This is a genomic window from Streptomyces sp. H27-H1 (assembly GCF_026627445.1).
In the GTDB taxonomy this organism is placed as follows: Bacteria; Actinomycetota; Actinomycetes; order Streptomycetales; family Streptomycetaceae; genus Streptomyces.
Genome location: NZ_JAPNLJ010000003.1, coordinates 10,742 through 26,120 on the forward strand (window position 1 = coordinate 10,742; position 15,379 = coordinate 26,120).

Genomic DNA, 15,379 nt, shown 5'->3' on the forward strand with positions numbered 1-15,379 from the left:
CCCGTCCTGCCGGTGTAATGAGCCCCGGCAGGACGGAGTCCGATGCACGAGATGTCGATCGCCATGGCCGTCGTGGGCCAGGTGGAGGAAGCGGCCGAGGCCGCCGGCGCGAGTGGCGTGAGCGTAGTACGCCTCCAAGTGGGGGAATTGGCCGGCGTCGTCCCCGACGCCTTGGCCTTCTGCTTCGAACTGGCCTGCGCGGGCACGGTCCTCGAAGGCGCCGAACTCGTCGTGGAGCCGGTGGTGGCCCGCGCGCACTGCTCCTCCTGTACGGACGAGTGGGCGGTCGGCATTCCGCCCGAGCTGTGCTGTCCCGGATGCGGGAGCGCGGCACACGTTGAACTGCTCTCAGGCCGGGAGTTGCAGATCCTCAGCGTGACCTGGGAGGACGGTGACGGCACCGGCGCCGCCCAGGACCCGGCCGAGGCCCCGTACCGACCCGCGAACCCAACCCCGAGGAGCGCCGAGCCATGTGCCGAGTGGTCGACCTGAAGCAGGCGGTACTCGCCAAGAACGACGCCGCCGCGCACGCCCTGCGCCGCGAACTCGCCGCTCGCGGCACGGTGACCGTCAACCTGCTCTCCAGCCCGGGCAGCGGGAAGACGGCCTTGCTGGAGCGCGAGTTGCTCCTCGCCCGGGAGCGCGGACTGTCCGTCGCCGCCCTCACGGCCGACCTGGCCACGGAGAACGACGCGGTACGGCTGGCGCGTTCGGGCGTACCCGTCAAGCAGGTGCTCACCGACGGCCTCTGCCATCTGGAGGCCTCGATGCTCGGCCGGCACCTGGACGGCTGGCTGCCGGAGTCCACCCGGCTGCTCTTCGTGGAGAACGTGGGCAACCTCGTCTGCCCGGCCTCCTACGACCTGGGGGAGTCCTTGCGCGTCGTCCTGGCCTCGGTGACCGAGGGCGAGGACAAGCCGCTGAAGTACCCGACCGCCTTCGGGCTCGCCCAGCTCGTGGTGGTGACCAAGACCGACATCGCCGAAGCCGTCGAGTTCGACGAGGACGCCTTCCGCGCGCACGTCCAGCAGGTCAACCCCGGTGTGGAGGTGATCCTGACCTCCGCACGCTCCGGTGAGGGGGTGGGGATCCTGCTCGACCGGGCGAACGCGGTCGCGGACGGCGCGACCACGCACGTGCCGGTCATGGCCGGGCAGGGGGCGGGCGGGAACGCGCACACCCACGGGCCCGCGGACGGCCACCATCACGCAGACGGCGACACCCACCCGCACGCGCACACCCATCCCGACTCCGGTCCCCAGGCGCAGGCCCGCCCCGCCGCGGTGCAGACACACTGATGGAGGCGGTCCAGCGCCGCCGGGTCACCGTCCGCGGCGTGGTGCAGGGCGTGGGCTTCCGGCCCTACGTGTACACCCGCGCGACCGGGCTCGGACTGGCCGGCCACGTCACCAACACTGCCGAGGGAGTCGTCGCCGAGGTGGAGGGCGCACCGGCGGCGGTCGCCGAGTTCTGCGACCGGCTCGCGGTCGACGCGCCCCCGCTCGCCGTCGTCGACACCGTCGACCACCACCAGGTCCCGGCCGCGGGAGGCGCCGGTTTCCGCATCATCGCCTCCCGTGCCGGCGGAGCCGTCCGTACGCTGGTCTCCCCGGACACGGCCACCTGCGCCGACTGCCTCGCCGAGCTCGCGGACCCGGCCGACCGGCGCCACCGCCACCCCTTCATCACCTGCACGCACTGCGGGCCGCGCTTCACCATCGTCACCGCACTGCCCTACGACCGGCCGAACACCACGATGGCCGGCTTCCCGATGTGCCCCGCGTGCGCCCGCGAGTACGCCGACCCGGCCGACCGCCGGTTCCATGCCCAGCCCGTCGCCTGCCCGGACTGCGGGCCCCGGCTGCGGTTGCTCACCGGTACCCCGCCGCGCGAGACGGACGACGCCGACCCGGTGGCCGGGGCCCGGCGGCTGCTAGGTTCCGGGGCGATCCTCGCCGTGAAGGGGATCGGCGGATACCACCTCGCCTGCGACGCCTCCGATGCGCGCGCCGTCCGGGAACTGCGCCGGCGCAAGGCCCGCGGTGACAAACCGTTCGCCCTGATGGCGCGTGACCCGGCCGCCGTCGAGGACCTCGTCCACCTCGGGTCCGAGGAGCGGAGCCTGCTCACAGGGCGGGAGCGGCCCATCGTCCTCCTGCGGCGCCGCGCGGGCGCCGCCGGTCCCGCCGACGAGGTCGCCCCGGGCAGCCCCGACCTTGGGCTGATGCTCCCGTACAGCCCCGTGCACCATCTGCTGCTCGGCCTGCCCGGTGACCCGCCCGGACCCCGGCTCCTGGTCATGACCAGCGGAAACCTCTCCGGTGAACCCATCGTCACCGACGACGCGGAGGCCCTGGAGCGGCTGGCCGGGCTGGCCGACGCCTGGCTGACGCATGACCGCCCGATCCACGTCCCCTGCGACGACTCGGTGGTGCGCGTCTGCGACGGAGCCCCGCTGACCGTGCGCCGCTCCCGGGGCTACGCCCCACTGCCGCTCGCGCTCCCGCTGCCCGTCCCCGCGACCCTCGCGGTCGGAGGGGACCTGAAGAACGCCTTCTGCCTCGGCCAGGAGCGCCGGGCCTGGCTCTCCGCCCACATCGGCGACATGGACGATCTGGCCACGCAGGACGCCTTCGAACGCGCAGAGCGGCAGCTGGAATCCGTCACCGGGGTCCGGCCCCGGCTGATCGCCGCCGACCGCCACCCCGGCTACCGCTCCGTGCGGTGGGCTGGGCGCCACGCGCGCGACCGGCCGGTGGTGCACGTACAGCACCATCACGCGCACATCGCGTCCGCGATGACGGAACACGGCCTGGACGGCAGTCGGCGCGTCATCGGCATCGCATTCGACGGAACCGGCTACGGGGACGACGGAGCCGTGTGGGGAGGCGAGTTCCTCCTCACCGACTACCGCGGATACACCCGCTTCGCGCACCTCGCGTACGTCCCGCTTCCGGGCGGCGACGCCGCGGTGCGGCGACCGTACCGGATGGCCCTGTCGCACCTGTGGGCAGCGAACCTCGACTGGTCGCCGGAGCTGCCCTGCACGGCGGTGTGCCCGCCCGATGAACTGCGCGTGCTGAGAACCCAGTTGGACCGGAACCTCAACTGTGCTCCCACGTCCAGCATGGGGCGGCTCTTCGACGCGGTCTCCTCGCTGACCGGAATCCGTCACCACGCGGGGTACGAGGCCCAGGCCGCGATCGAGCTGGAGTACGCCGCCCGTGCCGCGGGGGCGGATCACGAGGACGGTGACGGTGACGGGCGGGGATACCGGTTCGCCCTGCGGTTCCCCGCCCCCGGCAGCGGGGATCCCGTCGTCGCCGATCCCGCGCCCCTCCTGGCCGCTGTCGTGGCCGACGTGCGTGCGGGCGCCGCACCCCCGCTGATCGCGGCCCGCTTCCACTCCGGCGTCGCGGGGCTCGTCGCCGACCTGTGCGTCTTGGCGCGCGAACGGTACGGCCTGGAGTCCGCGGCGCTGACCGGCGGGGTCTTCGCCAACACCCTGCTGTCCTCGGCCTGCGCCCGGCGCCTGCGCGCACACGGTTTCACCGTGCTGCGGCACCACCTGGTGCCCCCGAACGACGGCGGCCTGGCACTCGGCCAGCTCATGGTCGCGGCAGCCACCACGGCCGCGGCCCGTACGACGGTAGAACACCCACAGCGAGGAGAAGCCCATGTGCCTGGCAGTGCCCGGAAAGGTGATTGACATCGGAGAGCGGGACGGCACGCGCATGGCCACCGTCGACTTCGGCGGGGTGGTCAAGGAGGTGTGTCTGGAGTACCTGCCCGACCTTCAAGTCGGCGAGTACGCGATCGTCCACGTCGGCTTCGCGCTGCAGCGGCTGGACGAGGAGTCGGCGAAGCAGACCCTCGCGCTCTTTGCGGAACTCGGGATGCTCCAGGAGGAGTTCGGCGATCCGTGGGAGCAGGCCGCGGAAGCCGGCGGGGCGCCCTGGCCGTTCACCGACGACCCGGAGGAGAGCCCCGATCCGGCCCCCGCAGCGGAGGCCACCCTCGAGATCGCGGCGCAGGAGGCGGCTCAGCAGTGAAGTACATCGACGAATTCCAGGACCCGGACCTCGCACGCCGGCTCCTCGACGACATCCACTCCACGGTGACCCGGCCCTGGGCGCTCATGGAGGTCTGCGGCGGCCAGACCCACACCATCATCCGGCACGGAATCGATCAACTCCTTCCGGACATGGTCGAATTGATTCATGGGCCCGGTTGTCCGGTCTGTGTCACCCCGCTGGAGGTCATCGACAAGGCCCTGGAGATCGCCTCCCGCCCCGATGTCATCTTCTGCTCCTTCGGTGACATGCTGCGCGTCCCCGGTACCGGCCGCGACCTATTCCAGGTGCGCAGCGAGGGCGGCGACGTACGAGTGGTCTACTCCCCGCTCGACGCCCTCAAGGTCGCGCAGCAGAATCCGCAGCGCGAGGTGGTGTTCTTCGGCATCGGCTTCGAAACCACCGCCCCGCCCAATGCCATGACGGTGTACCAGGCCAAGAAGCTCGGCATCCGCAACTTCAGCCTGCTGGTCTCCCACGTCCGTGTCCCCCCGGCCATCGAGGCGATCATGCAGTCGCCGAGCTGCCGGGTCCAGGCGTTCCTGGCCGCCGGGCACGTGTGCAGCGTGATGGGGACGGGGGAGTACCCGGACCTGGCCGCGCGCCACCGGGTCCCGATCGTGGTCACCGGCTTCGAGCCCCTGGACATCCTGGAGGGTGTACGCCGGGCGGTGCGCCAGCTCGAGCGCGGCGAGCACACCGTGGACAACGCCTACGCCCGCGCGGTGCGGCCGGAGGGGAACCCGGCCGCGCTCGCCATGCTGAGGGACGTCTTCGAGGTCACCGACCGCGCCTGGCGCGGTATCGGAGTGATCCCCGACAGCGGCTGGCGCCTGTCGCCCCGCTACCGGGACTACGACGCCGAGCACCGCTTCTCGGTAACCGGAATCAACACCTGCGAACCAGCCGAGTGCCGCAGCGGCGAGGTGCTCCAGGGGCTGCTGAAGCCACACGAGTGCGAGGCCTTCGGGACCACCTGCACCCCGCGCAACCCGCTCGGCGCCACCATGGTCTCCAGCGAGGGCGCCTGCGCCGCCTACTACCTCTACCGGCGCCTGGAGATCACCCCGGCCCGTACTGCCGCCCCCGCGAAGCGGGCCTGCACCACCGACGCGCCCCTGGAGGCGAGCCCCGTTGTCTGACACGACCCTGGACGTCACCGGCTGGACCTGCCCCGCGCCCCTGCGCGACCGACCCCGCGTGGTGATGGGCCACGGCGGAGGCGGGGCGCTCTCCGCCGAACTGGTCGAGCACCTCTTCGCGCCCGCCTTCGGCGGTGAAGTGCTCTCCCAGCTCGGAGACTCCGCGGCCGTCACCCTGGGCGGGGTCCGACTCGCCTTCTCCACCGACTCCTACGTGGTCCGCCCGCTGTTCTTTCCCGGCGGCAGCATCGGCGGCCTCGCCGTCAACGGCACCGTCAACGACCTCGCCATGAGCGGAGCCCAAGCCGCCTACCTGTCCTGCGGGTTCATCCTCGAAGAGGGTGTGGAAATGTCCGTGGTGGCCCGGGTCGCACAGGACCTGGGCGACGCGGCCCGCAAGGCCGGGGTCGAAGTGGCCACCGGCGACACCAAAGTCGTCGAGGCGGGCCACGGCGACGGGATCTACATCAACACCGCGGGCATCGGGATCATCCCGCAGGGCGTGGATCTGCGGCCCCAGCGGGTCGTCCCCGGCGACGTGGTGATCGTCAGCGGGGAGATCGGGCTCCACGGGGTGGCGATCATGAGCGTCCGCGAAGGCCTCGAATTCGGCGTGGACATCGAGAGCGACTGCGCACCGCTCGGCGGCCTCGTACGGGCCATGCTCGCTGTCACCCCCGACCTGCACGTCCTGCGCGACCCCACCCGGGGCGGACTGGCGGCCTCGCTCAACGAGATCGCGGCCGCGTCCGGCGCGGGCGTCGTCATCCAGGAGGGCCGGGTCCCGGTTCCCGTGCCAGTCGCCAACGCCTGCGCGATCCTCGGCCTCGACCCGCTCTACGTGGCCAACGAGGGCAAGCTCGTCGCGTTCGTACCCCGCGAGCACGCCGAGGCCGTACTCGCCGCGATGCGCGCCCACCCCCTGGGCCGGCGCGCGGCGGTTATCGGCGAGGCGGTCGAGTCCCACCCGGGTCTGGTAGTGGCCCGCACCGGGCTCGGCGGCACCCGGGTGGTCGACCTGCCGATCGGGGAGCAACTACCGCGCATCTGCTGAGTGGCGTTTTTCGGAATGCGTGAGGAAGAGGCACCTCTGACCCCCAGCCCGTCCGGTGGCGGCTCCGCAGCACGGTCGAAGCCGACATGCAGGTGGAGAATGGGTGGCGGCGCCACAGGCTGAGATCGCGTCCGCAGCGATCCAGTCGGCGCGGGCCGTGGCCATTCCCGGACGCTGCTCCCGCATGGTGGGCGGGGGCCTACCTGCCCTTGCGGTGCTTACTGTGAGGTTCCTGCGGGTCCACTCCCGTCACGGCGGAGGCATCCCGGGTGCCGCTGGGTCGCCGGGAGCGGCCTTTGGGGCCGAGATCGTGCATGCCCTCGGCCTCGCCCTTCTTCGCGAGATCCTCGCCGCTGCGGCTGATGCTCTCGCCGGTACGCGCGCCGGTTCCCTTCGTCTCCTCCTTCGAGACCGTCCGGCCCGGCCCGGCGTCCGGGGCATGCTCGTCCGGATGGAAGGAACGGCGTGCGCTGGGGTTGTCCTGCGTATGCGTGCTGTCGACGTCCGGCGACCAGCCGTGCTGCTCGGTGCCTGGGTGTCGGCTCGGCCCCTCGCCGTGTGAGGGCTGGGACGGCTTCGGTTTCCTGGACATGCGGTGTCCTTCGGTCAACATTCCCCGAGCATCCTCATACTGCCCCCTCCCGCGCGACCAGCCAACATTTCAGCCGTCTTCCGGCGCAACCCCGACCCGCTCCGCACGGCCGACGACGAGCTCCCGCGCGCCGCGGCCCCGGCACCAGGTGTCGGTCCGGTTAGCCTCCGTGGTGGTCGGTAGTGGGCCGGTTGGTGGAGGGGTGGATCGTGACTGACGGGCAGGGGTGGGAGCGGCGCAATGAGGCCGCGTACGGGATGGTGGCGTGGCGGCGGGCGGTGATGACCTGCGGTTCGCTGGTGGCGTGGCACACCGGATACGACACCCGGGCTGTTCCGGGCCCGTCCGGTCCGCGTCCGGGCCGGCCGGATGTGCCCGACGGCGCGCGGTACACGTCGGTGTGGATGCCGGTGGTGGGGCTGCTGGCGCTGGCGGCGTGCCGCGCGGCACGGGAGGCGGACGTCCTGGTCGACGACGTCGAGCTGTCCGCGCTGTTCGGCTGGGTCGACGGTGCCCACACCGGGACCCTTCAGGAAGGGCTGCTGGAGACCGGTGAGCTTCGGGGGCGGACCGTAGAGGGCTGGCTCAAGCTGATCGGGGACGGGAAGCGCCAGCGCCTGGCCCGCCAGGTCCTCGACGGCCACGTCATGGCGCACATCGCAGACGAGCGGGAACTGGAAGAAACCCGCGACGGAACGCCGGCGCCAGTGCTGCTGCTCGGTGACCGGGCCCGCGCCGTGCGCGCTGCCGGGATCCCGGACCTGGAACCCGAATGGGCAGTCGATGTCGCGTACGCCCGCGCCCAGGTCGACCGGCTCGACGTTGCCCTGCGCGGGGGACTTTGGACTCCCACTTCCCGGCACCGCGAGTACGCCGGACTCCTGCATCGCACCCTGATCGCCGCCCCGGATTTCCCGAGTCTGCCCGAAGGGGTGGCGGGCCCGGCCTGGGTGCAGCGGGTCCTGAGGATGCCTCACCTCGACTCGACCGTCCTGACCCTCACCGAGCTGCCGGCCTTCGTGGCGTTCGGTCCGAGAGGGGCAGCCGGAGACCCGCTGGGCGCCGCGGTCGGCTCCGTCGTACACAACGCGGCGGGCACGCTGGTGAAAACGGCAGCCGACCTCGAGCGGCTGTGGGCGGCCCGGCCCGCAGACCAGACGGTGGCGCTGTGGGAGAGGACACACCTGCCGACACCGGTGCGTACCCAGGTCCTCGCCGTCGAGAAGGTGACAGCCGAACTGGGCACGGTGCTCTTCGACATTGCTGGACCTGATAGCGAGCAGTAATCGGCCCGGCCGGGTGCGGGGCGGTGACGCCTTCGGCCGGGCCGGGCCCTCATCACGTCCTTCTGCTTGTCCTTGTGGATGAGGCGGCGCGCTTGGTTGGAACGGTGAGTCGGCGGCCCCGGGTTCCCAGGTGGTCCCCTGCCCGCCGACCGGGCCGTGGCCCGCTGGTTGTCAGTGGCGGGCCGCTTCGGGGTTGCGCCGTACGCCGACCACGGCGACGGCTGCGCCGAGGAGGCACAGCACGCCGGTGACCAGGGCGGCCGTGTGTACGCCGTTCATGAAGGCCTGTCCACTGCCTTCGACCACGGCGGACTTCAGCTGCGACGGCATGGTGCTGGAGACCGGGGAGATGCCCATGGTCACCGCGTCCTTGGCCGCGTCCAGGCCGTGTGCCATGGGTGCGGGTACGCCTGCGGAGGTGAGTTCACCGGTCAGAGTGGAGCTCACCCGGCTGCTGATCAGGGAGATCAGTACCGAGGTGCCGAGTGCGCCGCCGATCTGCAGCGCGGTGGCCTGCAGGCCACCGGCCACCCCGGCGTCCTGGACCGGGGCGTTGCCCACGATCGCTTCGGAGGAAGCGGCCATCACCATGCCCACGCCCAGGCCGAGCGCGATGAATGGCGGCCACATTGCTGTGTAGGAGGAGTGCACGCCCCAGCCGAGCATCCCGAAGGCCGCGCCGGCCTGCAGCAGCATGCCGAGGGGCATGGTCAGGCGGGCGCCGAACCGCTCGGTGAGCTTGGCACCCAGTGGTGAGGCGACCACGGAGGCCAGGCTCAGCGGCAGGGTGCGCACCCCGGCCTGAACCGGTGTCATGCCGCGAACGTTCTGCAGGTAGAGCATGACGAAGAAGATCACGCCGAGCAGCGCGAAGAAGTTGATCGCGGTGATGACGGCGCCGATGGTCAGGGCCGGGCTGCGGAACAGCCGCATCGGCAGCAGGGGGTGCTCGATGCGGGTCTCGCACCAGCAGAACAGTGCCAGGACGACCAGGCCGGCGGCGAGGGTGCCCAGGGTCGTGCCGGAGGCCCAGCCCCAGCCCTCGCCCTTGACCACGCCGAAGACGAGGATCAGCATGCCGACCGCCAGCAGGAGGACACCGGGGATGTCGAAGCGGTGGTGGCCGGTGGAGTTCTTGCTCTGCGGCAGCACGAAGGCGCTGAAGGCCAGAGCGATGATGCCTATGGGGGCGTTGATGTAGAACACCGACTCCCAGTTGACGTGCTCGACCAGCAGGCCGCCGACGATGGGGCCCAGTGCGGTGGACACCGAGGAGACCATGGCCCAGATGCCGACCGCCATGCCGAACTTCCTGGGCGGGAAGACCGCGCGCAGCAGTCCCAGGGTGTTGGGCATCAGCAGGGCGCCGAAGAAGCCCTGCAGGGCGCGGAAGGCGATGACGCCTTCGATGGATCCGCTCAGGCCGATGGCTACCGAGGCGGCGGTGAAGCCGGCCACGCCGATCATGTAGAAAGTGCGCCGTCCGAAGCGGTCGCCGAGCTTGCCGCCGAGGATCAGCGCGGCGGCCAGTGCCAGCAGGTAGGCGTTGGTGACCCACTGCAGGTCGGCGGTGGATGCGTGCAGGTCCCGGCCGATCTCGGGGTTGGCGATGGCGACCACGCTGCCGTCCAGACCGACCATGAACAGGCCGAAGGCCACGGCTATCAGCGTCAGCCAAGGTTTGGCGCGACGGTCCCGTGGGGCGTCCGTCGGGGAGTGTGCGGGCAGGGCGGAGCGGTCCACACGGGTGGAGGACATGAAAGTGCCTTGTTTCTCAAAGGGGACGGCGAAAGCGGCGGCCACGCGCATACGGGTGGCCCGGCCGCAGGATCCGGCTCAGTGGGTGACGGGGGTGATCCGGCCCGGGATTGACGCGAGCGCGGACAGGACCGAGCCGATGGCCGCCACGTCCCCGTCCGACAGGGTGCGCAGGGCCTCGGTGACATAGCCCTGGACCAGTTGCTCGATCGCCGCGACCCGGCGCAGCGCCTCGGTCGTCAGGTACAGGTGCGCGATGCGCTTGTCAGCCGTGTCCTGCCGTCGTTCCAGCAGGCCCTCGGCGACCAGCTGTGAGACCAGGGCGCTGACGTTGTTCGGCTTGATGAGCAGTACCTCGGCAGCCTCGCGCACGGTGATGCCGGCGCGCTCGCCGACCAGCCGGAGCAGGGCCAGCTGGTTCTTGGGGGGCTCCGCGTGCGGAAAGTCCTGGGCGAGGCGCCGGTCCAGTGCCCGGTTCAGCGCGGGCAGGACAGCAGCGAGCCCGGAGGCTACGGAGCTGATGTCCTGCGCGGACGCACTGGTGGGAGGCATGCACCCATTATGAATATGACTCTATACCTATGTCAACATACCCAATATGTGCCCGGGCCCCGGTCGGGCGCGCCGCCCGGGAACCGGGCTTTCCCGCCCGCCAGGCGGTCATCCGGTCCGGGGGTGTGAGCGCGGGCGGCGCGCCGTGCCGGCGGCGTACGGTCAGGGGGTGGCGTAGGTGGGGCCGACGAAGAGTGCACCGTCGGTTTTGTCGTGAGGCCGGTCAGGGTCCCGCCGAGGGCGGTCTCCATGGAGTAGGAACCCAGACTCTCCCCGTAGGCGAGCAGGCGAGCAGGCGAGCAGGCGAGGACGCGTACCGGCCGGCAGTGTCCGCCACTTGTCGTACACCGCGCCGAACAGGGCCCGGCTCGCCGCCGCTGCTTCATCCTCCGTCAGGACGGACACCCCTAGCGACCCCATGCCCCCGGCGTGGCCGCAGCGAGGGGGTACGCGTCCTGCGAGGCCCGCACGGCCAGCTGTTCAGTCTCTTCCTCCCAGGCGCCTGACCGGCCAAGCAGGCGGGGCGAGGCCGATCACTGTCGTGAGAAGCGCCGGTGGACACGACATGACTACGAGGTCTCGACAGGATGCGTGCTCGCCGGGTGCGACGGGCGTCGGACATCAGTTCATCTCGGTGGGCGGTGCAATCTGGCACGGGCGCAGGTACACCATCCGGGTATGTCTGCTACTGAATCTGCTGGCCTGCCATCCACGCCCCGAGCCTTCAATGAGTTCCGGTTCTTCGTCTAGGTCACGACCGGGGCCACCGTAGCTGTGCAGGAATCGGGTGGGGTCGCCCGTCCCATGAGCGGTAGGGCGCTGGTACCGCTGGTAGGGAGCCTGCTGTAGCCATGCGCCTCGCCCCCCATGCTCCGTTTACGGGGCCGCGCGAATGAGCCGCAGGGCGCGGGGCAGGTGGAGTTCAGGCGGAACGAGCAGTCCGCTGGCTCTCGCCCGGCGTGCCATCCGACCTGAACAGTACGAAGCAGGAGGGAAGGAAAGATCATGAGTACGGCTGAGGCTGAGAGGAGTTCGCGCACCGAGGACGAATCGGTGGGCGTGCTGGTATCGCGCGCATCGGAGCAGGTCTCCGAACTGGTTCGCGACGAGATGCGGCTCGCCCGGACGGAGCTGGGCCAGAAGGGCAAGCGGTTCGGAGCGGGTGGAGGTCTGCTCGGCGGGGCCGCGCTGGTCGGCGTCCTGGTGGCACAAGCCGCGGTGGCGGCGGGCATAGCCGCTCTGTCGCTGGTACTTCCGGTATGGGCCGCGGCCCTGATCGTCGCCGTAGTGCTCGCGGTGATCGCCGCGGTGCTGGCCGCGGCGGGGAAGAAGCAGATCGCGCGGGCCGTCCCACCCGTTCCCGAGCAGGCGGTCGACAGTGTCAAGGCTGATGTGGCCGAGATCAAGGAGAGGGCACACCGATGACGAACCAGCCCCACAGCAACGATTCCAGTCCCTCTGCCGAGGAGCTGCGCGATCGGATCGAGCACACCCGCGACGACCTCGGCCGGACCGTCGAGGCGCTCGCGTCCAAAGTCGACGTCAAGGCGCAGGCCAAGGAGAAGGCGGCCGAGGTGAAGGCGCAGGCCGAGGACGTCACGGCTCGAGCCCTGGAGAAGGCCGCCGCCTTGAAGGAGCAGGCCGCGGAGCTGTTGAAGGAGAAGACTCCCGAACCGGTTCTCGAGGAAGCGAGCCGGATGGCGACCGCGGTGCGGGCCAACCGGAAGCCGCTGATCGCCGTCGGAGCTGCCCTGGCCGTCGTCCTGCTGGTGAAGCGCGGTCGGAGGCGCAAGTGAAAGCCTCGACGATCGCGTACAAACCGGTGGGGCTGGCTCTGGGCGCCGCCAGCGGCATGATCGCCGCGATGGCCTTCAAACAGGCCTGGAAACTGGTCGAAGGCGAGGGTGACGCGCCCGGCGCCACCGATGAGGACCGCTCATGGAAGGAGATCCTCATCGCCGCAGGCCTCCAAGGCGCCATCTTCGCCGTCGTCAAAGCCACCGTCGACCGGGCTGGAGCCGTCGCGATGCGCCGGGTCACCGGCACATGGCCGGGGTGAAACCACCACGGCGCCGGCACATCCCGACGGGACCGGCGCCGTGCGGCCCCGCATCCGCCTCGCATCGGCCCGCGCGCGGGCATGAGCGCACGACCCGCGGGTACACGCGCAGAATGCACGGACATCATGCGCGTCCCACGAGCACCTTGTTCCGTACGACCCCGCACCCCGAGGCGCCTCCGGCCACCACGGGCCGCCACGCGGGCGGGGGAGGAGCACTCCGCCGGCTACGCCGCAGGATCCTCGCCTACCAGCACATCGACCTGCTCTCCTCGCGTGTCCCCGGCGACACCGCTGCCGGCGAGGAGGTCCTGCTCCTCGTCCACGTCCGCAAGGTCGTCGGCGAGGTTCACTACCGGATGTGCCTCACGTGTGCCGAGGCGGTGATCACCGCGGTCGACATCGAGGCACACTTCCTCGGAACGGGCCTGGACACCAGGGCGCTGTTCCACCTCCGGGCACGCCATCCGGGCCTCGTCTGGCACAGCACCCTGAATCTCCGCGCCACACGCGACCTGCTGCGCCGGTCGCGCATTCTCGACGGCGACGGAGTGTGTACGCACCTGGGGCAACCGCGTGCAGGGCAAACGGGGCCGGCCTCCACCCGGGCCTGAGGACCGAGGTGGCGGGTGAGGACCTGGTCGGCGATGACGGCGGCGTCCTGGCGTCGGTCCTTCCTTCGCCGCGGTAGCCCTCGCAGGCGCGGCGAAGGCCGACTGCGCAACAAGCGGGTGCTGTTGCCGGGGGGAGCGTGCTGGCCCCGGGAGGTCGCAGAGGTCCGCAGGATCGAGGAGGAACGGCTGCATGCCACGGTCGCCAAGGAAGTCCGGCGGGCGGATGCGGCGCTGCGCGGGCCACGTGGACGGCGCCCGCACCGGCGCCTCCCCCTGCCCCCCCAAGCGGGAACATGTCGCCGAATCCTCGCCATTGTGCGCGATCGGTAACGGTCGGGCAGGGCGGCAGCTGACCGTCCGACTCCGTGGGCACACTCACATCAAGTGCCGATCAATTGATCGTGCGCATGGCGACGTGCGCACGACTACGGGGGATCCGACCATGCGTGCGATGCGTAGAAGCATGAAGCTGTACGTCGTGGGGGCAGCCGTCGCGGCGGCTGCTCTGACCACCACGGCCTGCGGGCCGACCGGGGACAAGGCCGACAGCAAGACAAGTCCGTCGGCGAGTGCGCCGAGCGCCTCGGCGGGTGCACCGAGCCCGTCGACAAGTGCGCCGAGCACGTCGGGCGGCGCCACCGTCTCCCCCAGCGCGAGCGCGGGAGGCTCGGGCGGCTGGGCCTACGCGAACCGGCAGACCCCGCCCAAGGGCTCGATCTGCGACCACGGCGGTCAGGGTCCGTACGGGAAGGTCCAGTCCGTCAACTTCGGCGGTGAGAGCCCCCACACGGTGGTGAGCATCGTCCTCGGCTCCTACGAGTGCGCCCAGCCGGGCGAAGCGAGCCCCGTATTCACGCCGAACAGCGCGACCGGGGCGGCGACGGACGTACTCCTGGACGACAGCCATCTCAAGGTGGTCGTGGGTGGCAAGATCGCGAGCCAGCTGGGCACCAGGACGCCGAGTGCCAACACCTTCGTCAAGCATCTTGCGGACATGCAGGACCGCGGCGAGCTCAACGGCCGCAAGGCCCCCGAGTTCTACTTCCGGTTGGACAGCTCCTCCGACGACGTGAACGTGACGCCGGACGACAAGACCAAGATCATCTACCTGTACCAGATCGTCGACGGCAGCTGACGCCTGGGCTCGGGCTCTGCATCCCACGCAGGCAGGGCCCATCGAGGATCACATCGCGGTCAGGGGCCCGGCGCGGACAGCCCCAGAAGCTCCACCAGTGCACTCACCTGCACGCCTAGGTTCGCTGAGACAGAAGCGCGAACGACTCGGTTCGTTGAGAATCGCGTGCTGTGCCATCGAAGTTCGAGTGACGGAAAGTGTCCGCTGTCATCCAATCGAGTCGTTTGACAGTGAACCCAGTCGTTTCGGCTTCCTTGCCGGCGAACTCAGTCGAGTGAGGCGAACATGCCGGGCCCCCTGGCAGTCGCGTAGCGCGCAGGTGCGGCGGGCCGGACGCCGACGTCCTTGTTACGGTCGCTGGATGGAGAGCTGGGACGAGGACGGCGTACGCGCTCGGATATCGCAGAGGGCGGCACAGGACCCGGGACGGGAACGCTTTGGGGCGGACGCGCACCGGTACGAGTTGGCGCCCGCGCTGCCGGAGGCAGAGATCAGGGCGTTCGAGGAAGCCCAAGGCATCAATCTGCCGACGGAGTACCGGTCCTTCATCGCGCAGGTGGGCGACGGCCCCGCCGGCCCCGGTCACGGGTTGATGCCATTGGCGGTCCCACGGCACGGAGTCGGCGAGGATTGGGCCGTGGACGACGAGTGGGAACGAGACCGGCTGACGGGCCGACTCGCCGAGTCGTTCCCTCTCGACGAAGGGCTGCCTGGCCGGATCGGCGCACCAGCCGATGCGGTGACACAGGGCACACTCATGCTGGCCGAAGAGGGCTGCGGCATCTACGTCCGGCTGATCCTGAACGGCCCGCGAGCGGGCGAAGTCTGGCGGATGGACCCGGATTGGGGTGGCTTCGTCCCAGCGAGCGCCAGCTTTCGCGCCTGGTACACCGAGTGGCTGCAGAGCCCGTGAACACGCTTCACGCCGTCCCGACCAACCATCCGGCCTGCCAGCGAACCCCGTCGTTGTGACTTCGGCGCCTCCCGCTTTGACAATGAATCCAGTCGTTCCAGGTCAGAGCATCGCCGTCGACCAACCTCGCTGTCCAAGGACAGAAAGTCTGGCTCGGCACCGACGAACAGCATGAGTTCGAAGGAATCGTCGGAGGCCGGG

17 protein-coding genes are annotated in these 15,379 nt (G+C 70.7%); 13 read left to right on the top strand and 4 right to left on the bottom strand.

Features of this window, described 5'->3' with window-relative positions; all coding sequences use genetic code 11:
- The first annotated feature begins 42 nt into the window (after positions 1–42).
- The 6 genes from hypA to hypE are packed head-to-tail and all read left to right on the top strand — an operon-like array spanning position 43 to position 6,269.
- Positions 43–492, top strand: a complete 450-nt coding sequence (gene hypA / locus OTB20_RS03545; RefSeq protein WP_267815120.1) for a hydrogenase maturation nickel metallochaperone HypA — start codon at positions 43–45, stop codon at positions 490–492.
- On the top strand, positions 471–1,298 hold the full coding sequence (gene hypB, locus OTB20_RS03550) for a hydrogenase nickel incorporation protein HypB (RefSeq protein ID WP_267815121.1): 828 nt from the start codon (positions 471–473) through the stop codon (positions 1,296–1,298). Before hypA ends, hypB begins: the two co-directional genes overlap by 22 nt.
- Positions 1,298–3,709 carry a carbamoyltransferase HypF gene (hypF, locus tag OTB20_RS03555; RefSeq protein WP_267815122.1) on the top strand — a complete coding sequence of 804 codons (2,412 nt, stop codon included), beginning with the start codon at positions 1,298–1,300 and terminating at the stop codon, positions 3,707–3,709. The genes hypB and hypF overlap by 1 nt, the downstream gene beginning before the upstream one ends.
- Positions 3,678–4,052, top strand: a complete 375-nt coding sequence (locus OTB20_RS03560; RefSeq protein ID WP_267815123.1) for a HypC/HybG/HupF family hydrogenase formation chaperone — start codon at positions 3,678–3,680, stop codon at positions 4,050–4,052. Before hypF ends, OTB20_RS03560 begins: the two co-directional genes overlap by 32 nt.
- The gene (gene hypD, locus OTB20_RS03565; protein ID WP_267815124.1) at positions 4,049–5,215 is read left to right on the top strand and encodes a hydrogenase formation protein HypD; all 1,167 of its coding nucleotides are present in this window, start codon (positions 4,049–4,051) and stop codon (positions 5,213–5,215) included. Before OTB20_RS03560 ends, hypD begins: the two co-directional genes overlap by 4 nt.
- Positions 5,208–6,269, top strand: coding sequence for a hydrogenase expression/formation protein HypE (gene hypE, locus OTB20_RS03570; RefSeq protein ID WP_324290329.1), 1,062 nt, complete (start codon positions 5,208–5,210; stop codon positions 6,267–6,269). The genes hypD and hypE overlap by 8 nt, the downstream gene beginning before the upstream one ends.
- A gap of 199 nt (positions 6,270–6,468) precedes the next feature.
- Here hypE and OTB20_RS03575 read toward each other — a convergent pair whose 3' ends face one another.
- A complete protein-coding gene (locus OTB20_RS03575; protein WP_267815126.1) occupies positions 6,469–6,861 on the bottom strand; it encodes a hypothetical protein in 393 nt (130 codons plus the stop codon).
- 209 nt (positions 6,862–7,070) lie between these two features.
- On the opposite strand from OTB20_RS03575, the gene OTB20_RS03580 reads away from it, so the two are divergent.
- Positions 7,071–8,147 carry a hypothetical protein gene (locus tag OTB20_RS03580; RefSeq protein WP_267815127.1) on the top strand — a complete coding sequence of 359 codons (1,077 nt, stop codon included), beginning with the start codon at positions 7,071–7,073 and terminating at the stop codon, positions 8,145–8,147.
- 171 nt (positions 8,148–8,318) lie between these two features.
- Here the strand turns inward: OTB20_RS03580 and OTB20_RS03585 are convergent, their stop codons facing one another.
- The 3 genes from OTB20_RS03585 to OTB20_RS42700 all read right to left on the bottom strand — a co-directional run bounded on the left by OTB20_RS03585 (position 8,319) and on the right by OTB20_RS42700 (position 10,877).
- Positions 8,319–9,905, bottom strand: a complete 1,587-nt coding sequence (locus OTB20_RS03585) for an MFS transporter (protein WP_267815129.1) — start codon at positions 9,903–9,905, stop codon at positions 8,319–8,321.
- A 78-nt stretch (positions 9,906–9,983) separates the two neighbouring features.
- A complete protein-coding gene (locus OTB20_RS03590) occupies positions 9,984–10,457 on the bottom strand; it encodes a MarR family winged helix-turn-helix transcriptional regulator (RefSeq protein ID WP_267815130.1) in 474 nt (157 codons plus the stop codon).
- Positions 10,458–10,619: 162 nt separating this feature from the next.
- Positions 10,620–10,877: an alpha/beta-hydrolase family protein gene (locus tag OTB20_RS42700; protein WP_420716318.1), complete on the bottom strand. Its 258-nt coding sequence runs from the start codon at positions 10,875–10,877 to the stop codon at positions 10,620–10,622.
- 585 nt (positions 10,878–11,462) lie between these two features.
- Between OTB20_RS42700 and OTB20_RS03595 the strand changes: the two genes are divergently transcribed.
- From OTB20_RS03595 to OTB20_RS03620, 6 genes are all read left to right on the top strand, one after another.
- Positions 11,463–11,882: a phage holin family protein gene (locus OTB20_RS03595; RefSeq protein WP_267815131.1), complete on the top strand. Its 420-nt coding sequence runs from the start codon at positions 11,463–11,465 to the stop codon at positions 11,880–11,882.
- Entirely contained in the window at positions 11,879–12,253 is a 375-nt protein-coding gene (locus OTB20_RS03600) for a DUF3618 domain-containing protein (RefSeq protein ID WP_267815132.1), read from the top strand. Before OTB20_RS03595 ends, OTB20_RS03600 begins: the two co-directional genes overlap by 4 nt.
- Positions 12,250–12,516 (top strand): DUF4235 domain-containing protein, encoded by a 267-nt coding sequence (locus OTB20_RS03605; protein ID WP_267815133.1) that lies wholly within the window; start codon positions 12,250–12,252, stop codon positions 12,514–12,516. The genes OTB20_RS03600 and OTB20_RS03605 overlap by 4 nt, the downstream gene beginning before the upstream one ends.
- Positions 12,517–12,629: 113 nt before the next feature.
- Entirely contained in the window at positions 12,630–13,130 is a 501-nt protein-coding gene (locus OTB20_RS03610) for a hypothetical protein (RefSeq protein WP_267815134.1), read from the top strand.
- A 451-nt stretch (positions 13,131–13,581) separates the two neighbouring features.
- A complete protein-coding gene (locus tag OTB20_RS03615) occupies positions 13,582–14,265 on the top strand; it encodes a hypothetical protein (protein WP_267815135.1) in 684 nt (227 codons plus the stop codon).
- 361 nt (positions 14,266–14,626) lie between these two features.
- A complete protein-coding gene (locus OTB20_RS03620) occupies positions 14,627–15,178 on the top strand; it encodes an SMI1/KNR4 family protein (RefSeq protein ID WP_267815136.1) in 552 nt (183 codons plus the stop codon).
- Positions 15,179–15,379: the final 201 nt, after the last annotated feature.